Raw genomic sequence first — 21,051 nt, 5'->3', positions numbered from 1 at the left:
TAATTTCTGCAACGCAAAAAACTTCCCCATAAAGGGGAAGTTTTTTAGTTGAATCCATAGAATTTCTGACATACTTTGTAAGCAGCTACAAACATTTTGCGTCCACCTCTGCCCGGAAGATTGGCTGCACGTCCCAGAATACTGTAACGCAGTTTATGATACAGCCAGAGATCCTGTTCACGAATATACTCCAGCATTTCTTTTTTCTTATCCAGTGCTTCCTGAGTACCTGCACGTACCAGCATGATCGAGGACACGGTCGTAATGATATCCAGATAGCTGAGCATATATTTCTTAAGATGTTTACTGTCAAACTGACAATTATGGAATGCGTCCGCCATCAATTTATTGACACGGATCTGCTGGTCAATTCTCTTAATCATTACCTTTTCATTGACAGACTGATCATCTCTTCCGATAAAATAACGATAAAAATTGACATCCAGATAGTACATATTCTTCACAAACGGAAGCGGCTCAAATGCAAACAGGTTATCCACATAGAATGTATGCTTCGGCAGTTCCAATCCACATTCGTGAAGCAGTTTTGTACGATAAATAATAGAATGCATCAACAGATATTTACCTTTTGACATATGCACACTGTCCCATCCGAAAATTTCATTCACCGGAAGACAATGTCTGTACTGCATGACTTTTTTTCTGGAAGCACCCTGTTTTTCATATACAAAATTGCTGATCAGCATATCCAGTGTTTTTGGTCCTCTTGTCAGTTCTTCAAGTGTTTTTAAGATTTGTTTATATGCCTCTTCATTTACCCAGTCATCACTGTCAACAACTTTGAAATAAAGGCCTGTCGCATTACGGATTCCGGCATTTACTGCTTCACCATGACCACCGTTTTCCTGATGAATAGCTTTTATGATCGTCGGATATTTTTCGGCATAAGCATCCGCAATCTCAGCAGTTCGGTCAGAAGAACCATCATTGACCACAAGGATCTCCACTTCTTCTCCACCTTTTAACAAAGATTCGATACATTTCTCCATATATGCTTCTGAATTATAACACGGAATTGCTATACTCAACAATTTCATTTTCCAGATTCCTCCTTCATGTATTTTACATAAACTCTGAATGCAGACGGAATCGCGTACTGCTTTTCAGACTGTTTTTTCTCAGCAAAAATAAATGGCAATCCTCTGTCTGTGTCCAGCGCTGCCACCCGAATCAGATATCCGGTCATCCTCCATTCAATATGCGAAAAAATATGCTTCGCATCCGGAAGTTTCTCAATATAAAGCGGTTCCAGCTGCATATTTTTTACCTTATCCAGCACTTCCTCCCGTGTAAGATGGCCCAGGAGATTCGGAAGCTCATATAATCCGGCAAGAAGACCTTTTTCCGGTCGTTTCTGTATAGCAGTTTTCTCTCCGTCCTGAATCACAAGCACTGTCCTGTTTTGCAGAATACGCTCCTTCTTCGGTGCTTTGACCGGCAGCTCCTCTACTGTCCCGTGTCTGTATGCAAGACAGTACTCCGACACCGGACATGCTTCACAGCGTGCTGGTCCATTCGGCACACAAACCACTGCCCCAAGTTCCATCAGCGCCTGATTAAAATCTCCTGGTGTCTCTTCCGGCATTATCCCCAAAAGGTTTTCTTCAATCTGACGGCGTACTGACTGTTTCATAATATCCTGTCTGTCCTCTGTAATTCTGGATATCACACGAAGAACATTTCCATCTACTGCTGGTACCGGAATCTGATAAGCAATGGATGCGATCGCACCTGCTGTGTAATTCCCGATTCCTTTCAGACTCAGCAGTTCTTCGTAAGAAGCCGGAAGTACTCCCTCGTATTCACAAACTACCGTCCGGGCTGCCGTCTGCATATTGCGGACGCGATTATAATATCCCAGACCTTCCCAGAGCTTCATCAGCTTCTCTTCCGGGCATTCTGCCAAAGCCTGGACATCTGGAAGCTCTCCGATAAAACGCTGAAAATAAGGCTTCACGGCCTCAACTCTTGTCTGCTGAAGCATGATCTCCGATACCCACGTATAGTAGGCATTGTTCTGATCTCTCCAGGGAAGAATCCGTTTATTCTGTCTGTACCAGTCTGTAAGAGGTTGTACGATTTCATTCAGCATGCTTCTGTCTTTTATCTGATCATTTTTCATCTTTTACCCTCAGTATGTTTTAGTATAACATAATTTCAGCCAAATGCCAGTTGATTTTTTTTATTTTACCGGATAGAATGTTATTACTTGGGATTATACCTGTAAATAATTATCTCCCATTACTAAAATTAATATTATTTTTGATACGAAAGGACCCTATTATGGACAGTATTATTTTTGATGTTGATGGAACTCTGTGGGATTCAACAGAAAGTGTTGCTCAGTCCTGGACCGCATATCTGCAGGAAAAAGAACATATGGATATTACCCTGACATCAGCCCGTCTGATGACACTTTTTGGACAGACTCTGTCTGATATCGCACGCCAGATTTTCCCTGACTGTTCAGAAGCAGAACAGCTTCGCCTTATTGATGGATGCTGCCAGGCTGAACATGAAGCTCTCTTAAAAAAATGTGCCCCACTTTATGAGGATCTTGAAAAAATGCTGCAGATCATGTATAAGAAATGTCCACTCTATATTGTCAGTAACAGTCAGAGTGGCTATATTGAAGTTTTTCTTCAGACATCAGGTCTTGAAAAATATTTCAAAGGTCATCTTTGTAATGGAGATACCGGTCTGGACAAAGGCTCCAATATCCGTAAACTTGCAGACACATATGATCTGAAGTCCCCCGTATATGTCGGTGATACGTTTGGCGATTACCAGGCATGCCAGAAAGCAAATGTTCCTTTTATCTTTGCTGAATACGGATTCGGAGAAGTTCCAAAACCGGATGCACGCATCTGCAAACCAATGGATCTTGTCAATATTTCTTTATAAATTCTCTCAAACAAAACAGGCACGGAAGATTTTTATCTCCCATGCCTTGTTTTATCTTTGTATTTATTTCTTGATGCATTTCTTTTTCAGGTATACCACAAATCCTACAAGAATCGCAAGAATTGCAAGAATATAAATAAACTTTGCAGTAAGACTTGTTGTGTAAGAATCTATAAATGTCACGATACCAAACAGAATCAATGTCACTCCGGATCCCTTAGTCATTTTTTTCTCATCATACTTTTCTTTGCGAAGTTTTGTGTTTCCACCCTTCAGAAAAATATCGCCATGTCCTGTCAGAAGCATGATTCCAACGATCAATGCTATTCCCGCAAGGATAAAATCAAATGATCTGTCCATTTTTTATCTCCTGTAATTATATATTAGTAAAAGCATACGATTGGCACACCATACTGTATGATATCATACAGAACCGCTGCATTATCCGGTGGAAGATTGATACATCCGTGAGATCCGTCCGTAAGATAAATATCGCCACCGAATTCATCTCTCCATGACGCATCATGGAACCCAATACCTCCATCAAATGGCATCCAGTACTGTACCTCTGATTCATATTCATAAGTTCCGTCTGCTTTCATGGTTCCTCTCAGTACATCCGGACTTTTCTTATAGTACAATGTAAAGATACCTGCATGTGTCTGACGATCAGCATAACTCATATTTCCAGATACAAAATCTGACTCAAAGATATCGGAACCATTTTGATAATAATACATATGCTGTTCACTTAAATCTACTTCTATATAAGTGTCACCCAGATCATTCACTCCGTAAGAATTGGCCGTCTGTGAATAAACAGGCTCTCTGGTCGTCTGTGTACCAGACTGAATTTCCTTGCTCAGCTGAGCAGCCTCGGCAGCCTGATCGATTTTCCAGCCATATACAGAACTGGAAACGTAAACGGTTCTGCCACTTGTGGTCTGGAACTCACGCTCCGTACCGACCGTATCATAAGTAGCTGCAAGCTGTGCAACATAATCTGCAACATGCTGCTGGAAGGAATTATCGTCCCAGATCAGCTGACCTTTCTCATCAAACTGCAGCCAGTCTTTGATCGTGTCGCCATTCAGAGTTGTTGTCTGACTGCCAAATGTATAGGTAATACTTGCTTTTGTATAATTATTACATGCTTCCAGTGCAGACTGCAGTGCCGGATCATCCTGTGTAACCTCTGCATTCACATATGCCTCCGGTGTATCACTGAAATTTACCGAAGTCTGACCTGCATCTACAGCAGCATTCAGTACTTTATATGCTTCTTTGATATTCAGTTTACTTCCCACTGTTTCCGGTACGATCACAAACTGTCCGTTCTGATATGCAACATATGCATTTTCCGGTTCTGTCTGATTCTCTGCCTGGGCACAGCTGAGTGTCTTAAGCTGTTCTTGCAACTGTGTTCTGTTATACCCTGTATTCTCGGATACAGTATAACTTTTCTGTTCATAGAGTCCTCTGATCCACTCATATGGCTTCTGCTGTTTCAGAAGCTTCAGAACTTCTCCTGTAGAAAGGTACTGATAACTGATATCCGCTCCGGAAATCGTCTGTGGTGCCTGATCTCTGGCTGAAACTTCAATGGTATAATTCTCAAACTTTTGTTTGAAAAGATTTTCTACCTCTGCTGCCGTCATCTGAGAACAGTTCACACCATTGATCCACGTACCTTCAAAGAATCTGTCCGCAAAATAATAACTTGCAGCCGCATAAGCACTCCCGCCAAGAACTACGATCATCAACATAATAAGGCCAAAAATCCGCGCCCCTTTGTGTTTCTTCGCAGGTTTAGAATTCTGATACTCTGGTTTTGCTGATCTGTTCTTTTGCGTATTTGTTTTTCTGGATTTTTTCTTCCTGGAAGTTGACTGATCCGGCATTTCCATATCATCTACCGGAACATATACAACCGGACCTGGTCTGGCAGATTTGCGATGATGTCTTACCGGCTGTGGATCTGGTTCTTCCTCTGCAGAATCATCATAATCTCCAAGGTCATCCATCTCATCTTCGTCCGTTTCCGGTGGAGCTATGATTTTATCCATGGTTGCATTGATTTCTTCTTCAATGCCTGTATTCTCATCCGACACTCCAGAAGTGTCTTCCTGAAGTCCGTCCCTCATTTCTTTGTTGCTCATTTAATATACTCCCTGAATATAAACAATTGAATACAACCATCTATTTATCCTGTTTTTTCCTGTAACGTTTCCATTATAACATACTTCTGTATTTTTGCACCTTAATTTATTGCTTTTTTATATTCTTTTTCCGAGGGTTGGAGCATTATAGTAACAAACCCCTGAATCTTAAGACTCAGAGGTTTGTTCAAAGTTCTGTTTATTTTAGATATTGTGATTATTTCTCAACCAGAAGACTTTCTCCCGTCATTTCTGCAGGCTGTTCCATTCCCATCAGCTGAATCAGAGTCGGGATGATATCTGCGAGGCATCCGTTCTCTCTCAGAGTGTATTTCGGATCAGCGTTTACAAGAATGAACGGAACCGGATTCGTTGTATGAGCAGTCCATGGCTCTCCTGTCTCATAATCAATCAGCTGCTCTGCATTTCCGTGGTCAGCACAGATAAACATCTGTCCGTCAACTTCTTTGAGAGCTTCTACTGCTCTTCCCACACATCCATCAACTGTTTCGATTGCTTTGACAGCTGCTGCCTGTACACCAGTATGACCTACCATATCCGGGTTTGCAAAATTGATAATGATCACATCATATTTATCAGATTTGATTGCATCCACCAGCTTGTCACAAACTTCCGGTGCGCTCATCTCCGGCTGAAGGTCATAAGTTGCAACCTTCGGAGATTTAACGAGGATTCTGTCTTCTCCTTTGTTTGGTTCTTCTACTCCACCGTTAAAGAAGAAAGTAACATGTGCATATTTCTCTGTCTCAGCAATACGAACCTGTGTCATATCATGAGCCGCAAGATATTCACCAAATGTATTCTTAAGAAGTACTTTGTGGAACGCAACCTGTTTGTTCTGAATTGTTTCATCATAATCTGTAAAGCAGACATAAGTAAGATCCAGTTTCTTAGCTCTTTCGAAGCCTTTGAATTCATCATCACAGAATGCTCTTGTGATCTCACGTGCACGGTCTGGACGGAAGTTAAAGAATACTACAGAATCTTTGTCCTGGATCTTTGCAACCGGCTGTCCGTCTTTCTCAATAACTGTCGGAAGGACGAATTCATCTGTCTTATCATTATCATAGGAAGCCTGAACTGCTGCTGCAGCGTCTGTACCTTTGACACCTTCACCTTCTGTCAGGGCTTTGTATGCAAGTTCTACACGATCCCAGCGATTATCTCTGTCCATTGCATAGTAACGTCCGGAAACAACACCGATCTGTCCAACACCGATTTCTTTCATCTTGGCTTCCAGCTGTTCAATGAATTCTTTTCCTGATGCCGGCGGTGTATCACGTCCGTCAAGGAAGCAGTGTACATAAACTTTCTTAAGTCCTTCTCTCTTTGCCATCTCAAGCAGTGCATAGAGATGTGTATTGTGGCTGTGTACACCACCATCAGAAAGAAGTCCCATAAAATGAATAGCAGAATCATTTTCTTTTGCATTTTTCATTGCTGCAAGAAGTGCTTCATTTTTAAAGAAATCTCCATCGTTGATTTCTTTTGTGATTCTGGTAAGCTCCTGGTATACAATACGGCCTGCTCCCATATTCATATGCCCTACCTCGGAGTTACCCATCTGTCCGTCCGGAAGACCTACTGCCAGTCCACTGGCATTTCCTTTTACAAATGGATATTCTGCCATTAATTTATCCATAACAGGAGTTTTTGCTTCGTAGATTGCATTTCCCTCATGTTTGTCGTTCAGACCATAACCATCCAGGATCATTAATACGGTTGGTTTCTTACTCATAATGTTCTCCTTTTACTGTATACTTTTTCTGCATTTTACAGCAGTATTTACTGGTATCATTTCCTATTATATAGTACCAAAAATTTAGAATTTTTCAAGGATTTTATCAGAAAAGCTTAACGGAAGTACGGATAGTTTGTCTTTCGTATCTGCCTGGAGCTGTTCGAGCCAGCCTCCGCAGATTGCTGTCAAAAGTTCCTGCATCATCCCGCGGGATTCCGGAGCAAATTTTTCCACACGTTTCACCATCGCGGCCAGACTTTTCAGTCCTCCGGACTGTACTTCACTCAGATTCTCATAACCGGATGCCTGTAATGTTGCAAAAAGATCTTCAATCAGAAGTCTCTTCTGTTCCATATCCATACCATCGATCCATTTGTGCAGGATTTCGATAAATCGGAGTGCCGTTTTGTTCAGACTGTCTCGCCGTACCAGCGCCGGTCCCTGCACCTCCCAGGAAAATGCATCATGCTGGAGAAGTCCCTTACTGGAACTTGCAACAATAACCGGTTCTTTTTCATGCTCCAGAAGCGTCCCTATAATAGAATACTCCGGAATAATGCGAATAATCTTCGGCATCATTTCTTTCGTTTCCGGCAGCTCTTGAAATTCTCTGGAAAATCCGGGTCCGTCATTAGAATAGATTTCAAGTATCTTTTCATGAGCACTTTTGCACATCACCGAGCCATAAATCGCAAGGTTTCCACCTTTAGAATGTCCTCCGACTCTGAGCATTCCATCTGTATGTTCCGAGATTTTCTGCAAATACTCTATGGCTCTTTTTTGTGCCGGAACTACACCTGTGCTGAGATTAAAATCTTCTTTCCATCCTATGATCGTATCATCCGTTCCACGAAAAGAAACATAGGAAGTTCCGTCCTCAAGAACAATTTCCATTGCAGCAAACTGCTGCTCAGCTTCCGTTACAATATCATTCACATAATTTCTTACCACACATTTTCCAAATCTGACAGACTTCGCCATTTCCATCATCATAAACGGAGCCAGGCGGATAAAAGATTTATCCGCCTCCAGTTCTTTCATCGTATGAAGTTTCATAAATTCTTTCGTCAGCTTTTTCAGTCCGATTCCCTTCTGTTTTGTCACTGCCGAAATTCCATCCAGATTCACATATGAAAAACATGCAAGAATCAAATTGTCCACTTCGTTAAACTGCGACTGTTCAAAGGAAAGATCCCCTCTCCAACTGATGTAATCCATAATATTTCCCATAAGCAACCCCTTTTGTGAAATTTTATACTCCGTCCACAAAGCAACTTAAGGTATCTCTGATCTATACGATCTTATTCTCCATATACACGAAGCATGCTACTTACTTTACGTACTGAGCTTCTTCCACTCAGTTCTTCCATTGCCGTACGGAAATCGCCTTCGCGAACTTTGGCTGTGATGACAACAACTTCGGCACTTCCTTCTGCACGGAAAGCTTTCTGAATGATCTGTGCTACGCTGACTCCATATTTTGCAAAGACCGCAGTCATTTCAGCAAGTACACCACAACGATCCTCTACGATCAATCTCATAAAATAACGATTATAAGTATCTGCCATCTTCTTTACCGGAAGTTCTTTATAACAGGTACATCCGATTCTTGCACAGCAGTTTGCCTTAATATTTCTTGCAATATCAAAAAGATCTCCTACAACAGCGCTTGCTGTCGGAAGCTCACCTGCGCCACGACCATAGAACATGGCATTTTCTACTGCATCACCATTGACAAATACAGCATTATAAGAATCATTTACAGATGCAAGCGGATGACTGCTTGGAATCAGCATTGGGCAAACATATGCTTCAATTCCCTCTTCTGTATTCTTTGCAACTCCAAGAAGTTTTATGTCACAGCCCATTTCTTTGGCATATTTGATATCTTTTGCTGTAATCTTAGTAATTCCTTCAATATAAACATCATCAAAAACAACTCTGGAATTAAATGCTACAGACGCTAGAATTGCCACTTTTCTTCCTGCATCCAGTCCTTCAATATCTGCTGTCGGATCGGCTTCTGCATAGCCAAGTTCTGTTGCAAGTGCCAGTGCATCTTTAAATTCCATTCCATCCTGGGTCATCTTTGTAAGAATAAAGTTTGTTGTACCATTGACAATACCCATAACTTCTGCCATATGATTACCGGCAAGACATTCTTTCAATGGACGAATGATCGGAATTCCACCTGCTACAGCTGCTTCAAACAAAAAATCCACATGATGTGCTTCTGCTGCATCAAGAAGTTCTTTACCATGTACCGCAATCAGATCTTTATTTGCCGTTACGACATGTTTTCCTGCATTTATTGCTGCCAGTATGTAGCTTCTTGCCGGTTCAATTCCACCGATCAACTCGATCACAATATCAATTTCCGGATCATTTACGATCTCATCCCAATTGTTGGTCAGAACGGCCGGATCTTCAACCTTTGCAGCAGCTTTTTCCAGATTACGTACCAGGATCTTCTTGATTTCAATCTGACTTCCAAGCTTCGGAATCATGTCTTCTTTCTGCTTCTGTAATACCTTATATACACCTGTTCCTACTGTACCAAAGCCCAGAAGGGCAGCACGAATGATTTTTTTATCCATTTTGAAATAGGCTCCTTTCTCCTCGTCCCTTATCTCTTTATTCTTATATTACTGTTCACAGGTAATATCCCGCGAGGTGTTTTTCCATGAATATGGCAAAATCCCGAGACATACGGGGCAAAATGCTATCACCGAAGGTGATGTGGAATGCATTTTGACCAAGCTACTGTGAACGAAGTGAACAGTGAATATTTTACCACTTGTGTTTAATAGTATTGTATAAAGCGGATTTTGTCAAGCGCGGACATTTGTACGTCTCTGGAAACAAAAAAAAGCCAGATACCTCTTACCTGGCCGGTTTGAAGTATCTGACTCTTAAAATCATCTTATTGATAATTATTTGTAGTTAACGATCTTTCCGAAATCTGGTTTCAGGGAAGCTCCACCAACAAGTCCACCATCGATATCACCCATTGCAAACAGTTCTGCTGCATTTCCTGCATTTACAGATCCGCCGTACTGGATACGGATAGCTTCTGCTGTATCTGTGTCATAGATTTCAGCAACACACTCACGGATACCTTTGCAGATTTCCTGGGCCTGTTCGCTTGTAGCTGTTTTACCTGTTCCGATAGCCCAGATTGGTTCGTAAGCGATAACCATAGTTTTAGCCTGGTCAGCTGTTACGTTCTGAAGACCAACTTTAACCTGCTGACGGATCCAGTCCATAGTGATGCCCTGTTCTCTCTGCTCAAGAGATTCTCCACAGCACATGATTGGTGTAATACCATGTTCGAAAGCTTTAAGTACTTTCTTGTTAACGTCTTCGCTTGTTTCTCCGAAGTAATCTCTTCTTTCGGAATGTCCAAGGATAACATATTTAACACCAGCGTCAACCAGCATAGCCGGAGCGATTTCACCTGTGTAAGCACCTTTTTCTTCGAAGTACATGTTCTCTGCTGCTACAGCAATATTTGTACCTTTGCAGGCTTCAACAACCGGAACGATGTCGATTGCCGGAACACCGAATACTACGTCTACTTCATCGTTCTGTACAAGTGGTTTCAGAGTTTCTACTAATTTAACTGCTTCGCTTGGAGTCATGTTCATTTTCCAGTTTCCAGCGATAATTTTCTTTCTTGCCATTTTTATTATCTCCTTTTTTATTTATCATTAGCTGCTGCTACGCCCGGCAGTTCCTTTCCTTCCAGGAATTCCAGAGATGCTCCACCACCAGTAGAGATGTGAGTCATCTTATCGCCATAGCCAAGGATATTTACAGCTGCTGCGGAGTCACCACCACCGATGATAGTTGTAGCTTCTGTATCTGCAAGAGCTTTAGCAACTGCTTCTGTACCATGAGCAAAATTCGGCATTTCGAAGCAACCCATTGGTCCGTTCCATACAACTGTCTTAGCATCTTTTACAGCGTCACAGAAAATCTTTTCTGTTTCTGGTCCAATGTCCATTCCTTCCCAGCCGTCCGGAATGCATCCACGTTTTACAACCTGGATATTGCAGTCGTTAGAGAAGTCATCACCGATTCTGTTGTCAACAGGAAGAAGAAGCTTAACGCCTTTTTCTTCTGCTTTTTTAAGCATGTCTAATGCATACTGAAGATAATCATCCTCACAGAGGGAATTACCAATGTGTCCGCCAAGAGCTTTGGAGAATGTATAGGACATTCCACCACCGATGATCAGAGTATCAACTTTGTCAAGAAGGTTGTTGATAACAGAGATCTTGCTGGAAACTTTCGCTCCACCAAGGATAGCTACAAATGGTCTCTCCGGATTTTCTACTGCATTTCCAAGGAATGCGATTTCTTTTTCCATCAGATATCCAACAACTGCGGTATCTACATATTTGGTAACACCAACGTTGGAGCAGTGTGCTCTGTGAGCAGTACCAAATGCATCATTTACGAATACATCGCAAAGGGAAGCAAGTTCTTTACTGAACTCATCACCGTTTTTGGTTTCTTCTGCACGATAACGTGTATTTTCAAGAAGAATAACTTCTCCGTCTTTCATGTCAGCTACTGCTGCTTTTACGGTATCATCAACAACAACCGGGCTCGGAACGAATTTAACTTCCTGTCCCAGAAGCTCTGTGAGACGTTTTGCAACAGGTGCAAGAGAAAGTTCCGGTTTCGGCTCTCCCTTCGGTTTGCCAAGGTGTGAGCAAAGAATGATCTTTCCGCCATCTGCGATCAGCTTCTTGATTGTAGGAAGAGCTGCTACCAGACGGTTCTCATCTGTGATTTTGCCGTCCTGCAGAGGTACATTAAAGTCACATCTTACCAGAACTCTCTGGCCTTTTACATTGATATCATCAACGGATTTTTTGTTTAATCCCATGCTAATATTCCTCCAAATTCATAAAAAATGGGCCCGGTCCAAATCAGACCGGACCCTGACTGAGTCTATTTGTGTCATTGCAAAATGCAACAACTTACTCCACACTTTAACTTATGGACTTAATTAAGCGTTCAGAAGTTTTCCAAAATGTTTGATTGTACGAACCATCTGGCTTGTGTAGGAGTTTTCATTGTCATACCATGAAACAACCTGTACTTCTGTTGTGCCGTTCTCAAGTGGCAGAACCATTGTCTGAGTAGCATCAAACAGAGAACCAAATCTCATACCAACGATATCGCTGGATACGATTTCGTCTTCGTTGTATCCGAAGGATTCGTTAGAAGCTGCTTTCATAGCTGCGTTGATCTGCTCTTTTGTAACGTTTCCTTCAACTACTGCTGTAAGGATTGTTGTAGAACCTGTTGGGGTTGGTACACGCTGAGCGGATCCGATCAGTTTGCCGTTCAGTTCTGGGATAACCAGACCGATTGCTTTTGCAGCACCTGTGCTGTTCGGAACGATGTTAACTGCAGCTGCACGAGATCTTCTCAGATCACCTTTTCTCTGCGGTCCGTCAAGTGTCATCTGATCACCTGTGTAAGCGTGGATTGTGCACATGATACCAGATTTGATCGGTGCAAGATCGTTAAGAGCCTTAGCCATTGGTGCAAGGCAGTTTGTTGTACAGGATGCAGCGGAGATGATTTTATCTTCGTTTGTAAGTCCTTCATGGTTTACATTGTAAACGATTGTCTTAAGGTCGTTTCCAGCCGGAGCGGAAATAACAACATGTTTAGCACCTGCATCAATATGAGCCTGAGCTTTGTCTTTGGATGTATAGAAACCTGTGCACTCGAGAACTACGTCTACACCGATTTCTCCCCAAGGAAGTTCTGCAGCGTTAGCTTTTGCATAGATTTTGATTTCTTTTCCGTCAACTGTGATGGAATCTTCTCCTGCTACTACTTTGTCAGCCAGAGCATATCTTCCCTGAGTTGAGTCATATTTTAATAAGTGAGCCAGCATTTTCGGGGATGTAAGGTCGTTGATAGCAACGATTTCAAATCCTTCTGCTCCAAACATCTGACGGAATGCCAGACGACCAATACGGCCAAATCCATTAATTGCAACTTTTACTGCCATGATAAATTCCTCCTATGAAATAAATGGTTGATTATGGCGTTTGTTAAAGAAACGTCAACCTATTGCATATTGTATCGAATCTCATACAAAAATTCAAGGGGATTTTATAAAAAACATCAGAAATTTCTATTTAAAAGGAAATGAAACCATAGCATATGCGATTTTTGCATGCTATAATAATGTCAATCCATACAAAGGAGGATACAAAAATGTCAAATCAGATCTTATGGGACTGCCATATGCATTCTTCTTTTTCTGCTGACTCAGACACATCTATGGAAGATATGATCCGCGAAGCAATCTGCCGGGGTCTCACCGGCATCTGTTTTACAGAGCATCTGGATCCTGATTACCCACCTACACCGGATAATGAAATATTTGAGCTGGATCTTGATGGATACAGAGAGACTCTCTTTAGACTCCGAGAAAAATATCAGAAGGAACTACAGATTCATTTCGGTATTGAACTTGGCCTGCAGCCACATTTGCACGACTACTTTCACGAGCTTCTGGCAACAATGCCGTTTGATTTTGTGATCGGATCTTCTCACGTTGTCCATGGATATGACCCTTATTATAAGGAATATTTTAAAGGGCGCGAAGAATCTGCATGTTACCGGGAATATTTTGAATCCATTCTCGAAAATCTGCATGCATTTTCTGAGATGGATGTATATGGACATATTGATTATATTGTACGCTATGGCCCGAATCAGAATAAATACTATACTTATGAACGTTACCAGGATATTCTTGATGAGATCCTGCGCACCGTCATTGCCAAGGGACGGGGAATTGAGCTGAATACCGGCGGTTTCCACTACGGCCTCGGAGAGCCAAATCCCTGCCGTGCAGTCATTCGCCGCTATCGCGAACTTGGTGGTGAGATCATCACTGTCGGTGCTGATGCGCATGGACCGGAAAAAATTGCCTATGATTTCGATAAGGCTGCTGCAATACTTGCAGACTGCGGTTTTAAGTACTATACTGTATTCCAAAACCGTAAACCGGAATTTGTCAAATTATAATTTTCAGATAAAGATACAAAAGGAGGAGATCCATCATGGCAAAAAAACGTCTTCAGAAAAAGCGTGAAGCTGCCAAAACTTCTGCTTTCCAGGCTGCTGCTGCGAAAGCAGAAACCCCGAAAATAACTACAAAAAAAGTTCAACCAATTAAGGTTGAAACAACAAAGACTGAACCTGTTAAAGTCGAGACTAAGAAAACAGAGCCTATCAAGGTTGAAACAAAGAAAGTCGAACCTGCTAAAGTTGAAACGCAAAAAGCTGAAGCTGTCAAAGTTGAAACAGCTAAGGTCGAATCAGCTAAGGTTGAGACTAAAAAAACAGAGACTGCCAAAGTCGAAACTACAAAAGCTGAACCAGTCAAACTGGAAAATAAGCGTGATGATGATCACATCTATCGTGAGCGTCTTGCCCGTCATCTGGACGAGCTGAAATGGCTCTACTGTGAACTGTATCAGGATAACCCATATGTCACAATGCATCTCAATGATCTTCTCAAAGTCCTGAAGAAATTCTATGATATGAGAAATGATGCCCTGAAAGAATCTGATCTGAATCGCGAAAAAGATCCGACATGGTATAAACGCAACGATCTCATCGGTATGATGATGTATGTCAACGCTTTTGCCGGTACTCTTTCCAATCTGGAATCCAAACTGGATTATATACAGGAATGCAATGTCAATTATCTGCATCTGATGCCACTCCTTGACTCCCCGAGGGGACGCAGTGACGGTGGTTATGCAGTTGCTGATTTCCGAAAGGTTCAGGAAGAACTTGGAACCATGGATGATTTTGCAGCACTGACTGCTGCCTGCCATAATCGCGGCATCAACGTCTGCCTTGACTTCGTCATGAACCATACATCCGAAGACCACGAATGGGCAAAACGCGCCCGTGCAGGAGAAAAAGAATATCAGGACCGTTACTTTTTCTTTGATAATTATGATATTCCTTCATTATATGAGCAGACCTGCCCGGAAGTGTTCCCGACAACTGCACCTGGCAACTTCACCTGGCTGGAAGACCTTCATAAACATGTTATGACTACTTTCTATCCGTATCAGTGGGATCTGAACTACCGCAATCCGATCGTCCTGAACGAAATGATCTTTAACATGCTGTACCTGGCTAACCAGGGTGTAGATATTGTCCGTCTGGATGCTGTACCATATATCTGGAAGCAGCTTGGGACGAACTGCCGTAACCTGCCACAGGTTCACACCATCGTTCGTATCATGCGTATGATCTGTGAGATCGTATGCCCTGGCGTTCTTCTTCTCGGAGAAGTTGTCATGGCTCCTGAAAAAGTTGTTCCATATTTCGGAACTGTCGAAAAACCAGAATGTCATCTGCTGTACAACGTTACGACTATGGCAAGCACATGGCACACAGTTGCAACAAAAGATGTCTCCCTGCTTCGCCGTCAGCTGGATATCATCTCCGAACTTCCGAGAGATTATGTATTCCAGAATTATCTGCGTTGCCATGACGATATTGGATGGGGACTGGATTATGAATATCTTGAAAACTTCGGTATTCAGGAAGTACCTCATAAAAAATATCTGAATGATTTCCTTACAGGAAAATATCCAGATTCTTTTGCACGAGGAGAACTTTATAATGATGATCCGCGTCTTGGTGATGCAAGACTGTGCGGAACAACAGCTTCTCTCTGTGGTATTGAGCGTTTTGGATTTGAAGGAAATCAGGAAGGTGTGGACAGAGCTGTCCGTTATGATATTACACTGCATGCATTCATGCTCTCTCAGTCCGGTATCCCGGTAATTTACAGTGGTGACGAGATCGGTCAGGTGAATGATTATTCTTACAAAGATGATCCGGAAAAATCCGATGATTCACGTTATCTTCACAGAGGAAAATTCGACTGGAAGCTGGCTGAAAACCGTCATGATCCTGCTACTGTACAGGGCAAACTTTTCCCTGTGCTTAATAAACTGGAGCATATCCGTTCAAGCCACAGTGTATTCAACAGTAATGTTCCAATTCGCACCATTGACACCTGGGATACTTCTGTTCTTGCTTTTATACGTGAGAATAATAAGGAGAAATTTATCGGTATCTACAACTTCAGTGAGAATGATAAAGTTGCATGGATCAATGAAGAAGATGGTATGTACACAGATCTTATCTCCGGACGAGAGATGGAAGCCAGGGGTGTGCAGATTCCGGCATTCGGATGTTACTGGCTGTGCAGAAATAAACAATAATTTTTAAGTACATAAATATACCAAAAGGCTCCGGTCACAATTGACCAGAGCCTTTTTATTCGAATTCCTATTCTATTTACGTAATTTATCAATAAATGCAGTAAATTTTCCTGGGTTTTCTTTATCCAGAGAACGTGCATAGATTCCCTTCAGCCAGACAGTGATCACATCGATCAGTACCGGTGCAAAGGTCATCAGTATGAATACCAGGATGATCATTCCAAAATCCAAAGAACCAAGAGAAAGCAGTTTCTGGAAAATAACGGCCGCCGCAAAGAATATAAACTGCATACCGTAAATGATCGTCTTACGATAGGTATTCAGTGGTGCATAAACGGTCTTCAATGCAGCCATATAGTTCCATCCTGTAACAAGAACACAGGCTGTATTCAACATTTCTGTGGAATGATATACATTCTGACAAACGAGCATGACCGCAAACACACACGATGTAATCGTGAGTGCTGCCGGAAACGCATTGATAAATACATGCCTCAGGAACGTATGATCAATCTTCTCGTAATTGTTTTCCTGTGCAAGCAGGAATGTCGGAATACCTACCGCACACGCGCTGATCAGTGACATCTGGATCGGTTCAAACGGATACGTATTTCCAAAGAAGATCGTCAGCAATGACAACATAACGGAAAACATCGTCTTGATCAGGAACATGGATGCCGCCGTACGGATGTTGTTTACGACTCTTCGTCCCTGATTTACAATATGCGGCATAGATGCAAAATTTGAATCCAGAAGAACGACATTTGCAATATTCTTTGCAGCATCACTTCCCTGTGCCATGGCAATACTGCAGTCAGCCTCTTTCAGGGCAAGAACATCGTTGACACCGTCACCAGTCATAGCTACTGTATGTCCCTGGGATTGCAGTGCCTGAACCATCGCTTTTTTCTGCTGTGGCGTCACCCGTCCGAACACGCTGTACTCTGCAACTGCATCCTGAAGCATCTCATCGGATGTCAATGTCGTCGCATCTACATATCTGTCGGCATTTTTAAGTCCGGCACGCTTTGCAATCGCTGCGACCGTCACCGGATCATCACCGGAAATGACCTTAAGATCTACCTCCTGGCTTTCAAAGAATGCCAGTGTATCTGGTGCTTCCTCTCTGATCACATCTGTCATAAGCATCAGTGCAAGCGGTTCCAGTCCCTCTGGAAGTTCTGTTCCTTCTACCATCTGGGAACTATGCGCCAAAACCAGTACTCGAAGCCCGTCTTCAGCATATACCTGACATCGTTCTGTCAGCTCCTGGTTATCTTCTGGAAACAGGAACTGTGCTGCTCCCATCAAATATGTGCCTTTTTCTTCAAAAACGGCACCACTGTATTTTCTGTCGGAAGAAAATGGAATCACATGTTCCAGTGTCATACCCTGCTTTGCCGGAAAACGTTTACGCAATGCATCGATCGTTGCATTCTGATCTTTGAGTACGTACATCATATTGCACATGATCTCGCCGACTTCGTCCATAAATGCCGGACCTGCGTCTGTTTCATCTGCCGAAACCTCAGTTACAGAAACTTCTGTTATTTCTGTATCGGATACTTCGGCTGCCTGTACTTCTGTCTGTCTGGATTCCGTATCCATTTCTGTCAGTTCTGCTGATTCCGTAATCTCGGCCAGTCCTGCATCGACTTCCGCATCCGTACTCTCATCTTTAGAAACTCTGTAAGGCTCCACACGCTCCACGCACATGGTTCCTTCGGTGATCGTACCAGTCTTGTCCAGACAAAGTGTGTCAACTCTGGCAAGCGTCTCAATACAATAGAGCTCCTGCACCAGTGTCTTCTTATTAGCAAGGACAAGTGCTCCAAGTGTCAGTGCAACGCTGGTCAGAAGAACAAGGCCTTCCGGGATCATACCAAGGACTCCGGCTACCATACTTACGATAGAATCCTTAAATGTATCTCCAACAATATAGTACTGCTTGTAAAACAACAATGCTCCAATCGGTACAATAATGATACTGATCACCTTCAGAATCGCATTCAGAGAATTCTTCAGTTCTGAATTGTGACGCTTGAATTCTTTTGCCTCACTGGTGATCTGGGCTGCATAGTTGTCCTTTCCGACATGGATGATCTGACAGTTTGCCTCTCCGGAAGTCACAAAACTTCCGGAAAAAAGCTCATCTCCCACATTCTTGGGAAGATTGTCTGATTCACCAGTCAAAAGAGATTCATTGACCTCTACACTGCCTTCAAGCACCCTCGCATCTGCCGGTACCTGATCACCGGTCTTGAGACAGACCACGTCATCCAGTACCAGTTCTTCTGTCGGAACGGTCCATTTCTGTCCTTCACGGATAACAACTGATTTTCTCGCTGTAAGGATTGCCAGCTTATCGATTGTTTTCTTGGCACGTATCTCCTGTGCAATACCGATCAGGGTATTGATAACAATGATACATACAAAAAATGCATTCTTATAAGAGCCAACCAGAAGTACAAGCACCAGAAGTACAAGGTTCAGAAAGTTGAAAAATGTCAGTGTGTTTTCTCTTATGATCTGCTTATAGGTCCGGGTATTCGGATTCTCGTCCGCATTAACCTTGCCTTCTGCGATTCGCTCATTTACCTGTTCATCTGTAAGTCCTGTCAACATTTCACCTCACAATTTACTGTTTGCTACAAATTAATATTTCCAAACAGCATTCTCTATTTTACCGTTGGCATTCTCCCCCTCACAGCCGAATTTATTAATATTCTTCTTCCTCTTCACCCTCACTGATGTCAGACTTTGGTTTGTCCAGTCCCTCGATCACGATTCCATGTTTCTGTGCATAATCCCACAGTGCAGCATGGATTGCTTCTTCTGCAAGAAGTGAGCAGTGTACTTTGACCGGCGGAAGTCCGTCCAGAGCTTCCATAACGGCTTTATTTGTGATCTGCATTGCCTCTTCGATAGTTTTTCCTTTTACCATCTCTGTTGCCATACTGCTGGTTGCAACAGCAGCACCACAGCCAAATGTTTTGAATTTGCATTCTTTGATGATATGAGTCTTATCATCGATATCAAGGAACATTCTCATGATATCGCCACATTTAGCGTTACCAACGGTTCCTACACCACTTGCGTTTTCGATTTCTCCTACATTTCTTGGATGCTGAAAATGATCCATAACTTTTTCACTGTACATAATATAACTTCCTCCTGTTATTTTCTTCTTATTTTCTTCGGTCTATCATCGTCTGCCCTTGATAAACACTTTTATTTATTACTGCTGATGTTTCTTGATAAAATCTTCATATAATGGAGACATACTTCTCAGATACTGTACAATTTCTTTCAGTTTATCTACTGTAAAATCAAGATCTTCTTTTGTTGTCTCATCGCTTAAAGTAAGTCTCAGAGAGCCATGTGCAACCTCATGCGGTACACCGATCGCAAGAAGTACATGAGACGGATCCAGAGAACCTGATGTGCATGCAGATCCACTGGAACCGCAGATGCCGTTCTGGTCAAGCATCAGAAGCATAGATTCTCCTTCAATGAACTGGAAACTTACGTTTACATTGTTCGGAAGACGTCTTACTTTGTCACCATTCAGTCTGGAATATGGAATCTCAGTAGTCAGGCGATTGATCAGGTAATCTCTCAGCTCGATTTCCTTAGCAGTACGTTCTTTCATAGTTCTTACTGCACGTTCTGCTGCTGCACCATATCCAACAATTCCAGGAACATTCTCTGTACCTGCACGACGTTTACGTTCCTGTGCGCCTCCATGTACAAAGGATTTGATCTTGACACCTTTACGAATATAAAGGAAGCCGATTCCTTTCGGTCCATTAATCTTGTGTCCACTGGAGCTCAGCATATCAATGTTGTATTCATCCACATCGATCGGTACCTGGCCAAATGCCTGAACTGCATCTGTATGGAACAGGATGCCATGTTCTTTGGCAATACGTCCAATTTCTTTGATTGGCTGAATGGTTCCGATCTCATTGTTTGCAAACATTACAGAAATAAGGATGGTTTCCGGTGTGATTGCTTTTTCCAGTTCATCCAGACGGACAACTCCATTCTCATCCACATCAAGATATGTGATCTTTGCTCCTCTTTCTTTTTCCAGATATTCACATGTATGCAGAATAGCATGATGCTCGATCTTGGTTGTAATAATGTGATTACCTTTGGACTTGTATGCTTCAAAGGTAGCCTTAAGTGCCCAGTTATCTGCCTCACTTCCGCCTGCTGTAAAATAAATATCTTCTTTTCTGGTATTCAGTGCATCTGCAATCTGCTGTCTTCCTTTTGTTACAGCCTCTTTGCTCTTCTGTGCAAAATCATAGATACTGGAAGGATTTCCATAATATTCAGAAAAATACGGAAGCATTGCATCAAGAACTTCCGGAGCAGTTTTGGTTGTTGCTGCGTTATCCAGATATATTAATTTACTCATGTTTTTTCCTCCTGCTTAAAAAATGAAATTTTACATTTTTTCCTGTTGTTTTTTCCGGCTTTCTTCAATCAACTGATCCAGCATCATAGTATCTACCGCCTGTGTAATACTGTCGTTGATTCGTTTCCACACATATTTCGTCACGCAGATATCGTGATTCTCACAGGTGCTCTCATCTTCCATTCCGGAACACTGTGCAGCTTCCAGACTTCCCTCCAGAACCCTCAGGACATCACCCACGGAAATCTCTGCTGCCGGTCGTCCCAGCCGGTAACCACCACCGGCACCTCTGGTACTATCCACCAGACCAGCCTTCTTAAGCTTCGCCATAAGCTGCTCCAGATAGCTGTCTGAGATATTCTGTCGGCTTGCAATACTCTGAATGGAAACGGCTTCTGTTTCACAATGCAGACCCAGATCAATCAATGCTTTGAGACCGTATCTTGCCCTTGTTGACAGTTTCATCCACTCACCTCTTTAATT

17 protein-coding genes are annotated in these 21,051 nt (G+C 42.4%); 3 read left to right on the top strand and 14 right to left on the bottom strand.

Translation table 11 applies throughout. The annotated features are described in order from the left end of the window. Nucleotides 1-44: 44 nt before the first annotated feature. Complete coding sequence (locus NQ503_RS04900; RefSeq protein ID WP_005426893.1) at nucleotides 45-1,058, bottom strand: glycosyltransferase family 2 protein; 1,014 nt, start codon at nucleotides 1,056-1,058, stop codon at nucleotides 45-47. Then, nucleotides 1,055-2,113: an A/G-specific adenine glycosylase gene (gene mutY / locus NQ503_RS04895; RefSeq protein WP_259893513.1), complete on the bottom strand. Its 1,059-nt coding sequence runs from the start codon at nucleotides 2,111-2,113 to the stop codon at nucleotides 1,055-1,057. The genes NQ503_RS04900 and mutY overlap by 4 nt, the downstream gene beginning before the upstream one ends. A 191-nt stretch (nucleotides 2,114-2,304) precedes the next feature. Here mutY and NQ503_RS04890 point away from each other — a divergent pair, with 191 nt between their 5' ends. Further along, nucleotides 2,305-2,925: an HAD family hydrolase gene (locus tag NQ503_RS04890; RefSeq protein ID WP_044925955.1), complete on the top strand. Its 621-nt coding sequence runs from the start codon at nucleotides 2,305-2,307 to the stop codon at nucleotides 2,923-2,925. Between the two features lie 63 nt (nucleotides 2,926-2,988). Here NQ503_RS04890 and NQ503_RS04885 read toward each other — a convergent pair whose 3' ends face one another. The 8 genes from NQ503_RS04885 to gap form a co-directional block, all read right to left on the bottom strand. After that, entirely contained in the window at nucleotides 2,989-3,285 is a 297-nt protein-coding gene (locus NQ503_RS04885) for a DUF3784 domain-containing protein (RefSeq protein ID WP_005426901.1), read from the bottom strand. A gap of 23 nt (nucleotides 3,286-3,308) precedes the next feature. After that, nucleotides 3,309-5,084 carry a L,D-transpeptidase family protein gene (locus NQ503_RS04880; RefSeq protein ID WP_005426902.1) on the bottom strand — a complete coding sequence of 592 codons (1,776 nt, stop codon included), beginning with the start codon at nucleotides 5,082-5,084 and terminating at the stop codon, nucleotides 3,309-3,311. Nucleotides 5,085-5,301: 217 nt separating this feature from the next. After that, complete coding sequence (gpmI, locus tag NQ503_RS04875; RefSeq protein ID WP_005426903.1) at nucleotides 5,302-6,843, bottom strand: 2,3-bisphosphoglycerate-independent phosphoglycerate mutase; 1,542 nt, start codon at nucleotides 6,841-6,843, stop codon at nucleotides 5,302-5,304. Nucleotides 6,844-6,927: 84 nt separating this feature from the next. Beyond that, the gene (locus NQ503_RS04870) at nucleotides 6,928-8,076 is read right to left on the bottom strand and encodes a DUF2974 domain-containing protein (RefSeq protein WP_005426904.1); all 1,149 of its coding nucleotides are present in this window, start codon (nucleotides 8,074-8,076) and stop codon (nucleotides 6,928-6,930) included. 71 nt (nucleotides 8,077-8,147) lie between these two features. Beyond that, nucleotides 8,148-9,443: a homoserine dehydrogenase gene (locus NQ503_RS04865; protein ID WP_005426905.1), complete on the bottom strand. Its 1,296-nt coding sequence runs from the start codon at nucleotides 9,441-9,443 to the stop codon at nucleotides 8,148-8,150. 336 nt (nucleotides 9,444-9,779) lie between these two features. Then, nucleotides 9,780-10,529: a triose-phosphate isomerase gene (gene tpiA, locus NQ503_RS04860; RefSeq protein ID WP_005426906.1), complete on the bottom strand. Its 750-nt coding sequence runs from the start codon at nucleotides 10,527-10,529 to the stop codon at nucleotides 9,780-9,782. A gap of 17 nt (nucleotides 10,530-10,546) precedes the next feature. Beyond that, entirely contained in the window at nucleotides 10,547-11,743 is a 1,197-nt protein-coding gene (locus NQ503_RS04855; RefSeq protein WP_005426908.1) for a phosphoglycerate kinase, read from the bottom strand. A 123-nt stretch (nucleotides 11,744-11,866) separates the two neighbouring features. Further along, a complete protein-coding gene (gene gap / locus NQ503_RS04850; protein WP_005426909.1) occupies nucleotides 11,867-12,886 on the bottom strand; it encodes a type I glyceraldehyde-3-phosphate dehydrogenase in 1,020 nt (339 codons plus the stop codon). Nucleotides 12,887-13,095: 209 nt separating this feature from the next. Between gap and NQ503_RS04845 the strand changes: the two genes are divergently transcribed. Together NQ503_RS04845 and NQ503_RS04840 are read left to right on the top strand one after the other, a co-directional pair. Next, entirely contained in the window at nucleotides 13,096-13,914 is an 819-nt protein-coding gene (locus NQ503_RS04845; RefSeq protein ID WP_081017273.1) for a histidinol-phosphatase HisJ family protein, read from the top strand. A 35-nt stretch (nucleotides 13,915-13,949) separates the two neighbouring features. After that, on the top strand, nucleotides 13,950-16,142 hold the full coding sequence (locus NQ503_RS04840; protein WP_005426913.1) for an alpha-amylase family glycosyl hydrolase: 2,193 nt from the start codon (nucleotides 13,950-13,952) through the stop codon (nucleotides 16,140-16,142). A 72-nt stretch (nucleotides 16,143-16,214) separates the two neighbouring features. Here NQ503_RS04840 and NQ503_RS04835 read toward each other — a convergent pair whose 3' ends face one another. The 4 genes from NQ503_RS04835 to NQ503_RS04820 form a co-directional block, all read right to left on the bottom strand. Further along, nucleotides 16,215-18,767 (bottom strand): cation-translocating P-type ATPase, encoded by a 2,553-nt coding sequence (locus NQ503_RS04835; protein ID WP_005426915.1) that lies wholly within the window; start codon nucleotides 18,765-18,767, stop codon nucleotides 16,215-16,217. A gap of 94 nt (nucleotides 18,768-18,861) precedes the next feature. After that, nucleotides 18,862-19,302 (bottom strand): Fe-S cluster assembly scaffold protein NifU, encoded by a 441-nt coding sequence (nifU, locus tag NQ503_RS04830; protein WP_005426917.1) that lies wholly within the window; start codon nucleotides 19,300-19,302, stop codon nucleotides 18,862-18,864. 78 nt (nucleotides 19,303-19,380) lie between these two features. Then, nucleotides 19,381-20,568 (bottom strand): cysteine desulfurase NifS, encoded by a 1,188-nt coding sequence (gene nifS, locus NQ503_RS04825; RefSeq protein ID WP_005426919.1) that lies wholly within the window; start codon nucleotides 20,566-20,568, stop codon nucleotides 19,381-19,383. A gap of 30 nt (nucleotides 20,569-20,598) precedes the next feature. After that, on the bottom strand, nucleotides 20,599-21,033 hold the full coding sequence (locus NQ503_RS04820; RefSeq protein WP_005426920.1) for an RrF2 family transcriptional regulator: 435 nt from the start codon (nucleotides 21,031-21,033) through the stop codon (nucleotides 20,599-20,601). Nucleotides 21,034-21,051: the final 18 nt, after the last annotated feature.

Source organism: Blautia obeum ATCC 29174 (genome assembly GCF_025147765.1).
Classification (GTDB): Bacteria; Bacillota; Clostridia; order Lachnospirales; family Lachnospiraceae; genus Blautia_A; species Blautia_A obeum.
Note: the sequence above shows the minus strand (reverse complement) of the source record. Positions and strands in the feature narration are given on the sequence as shown.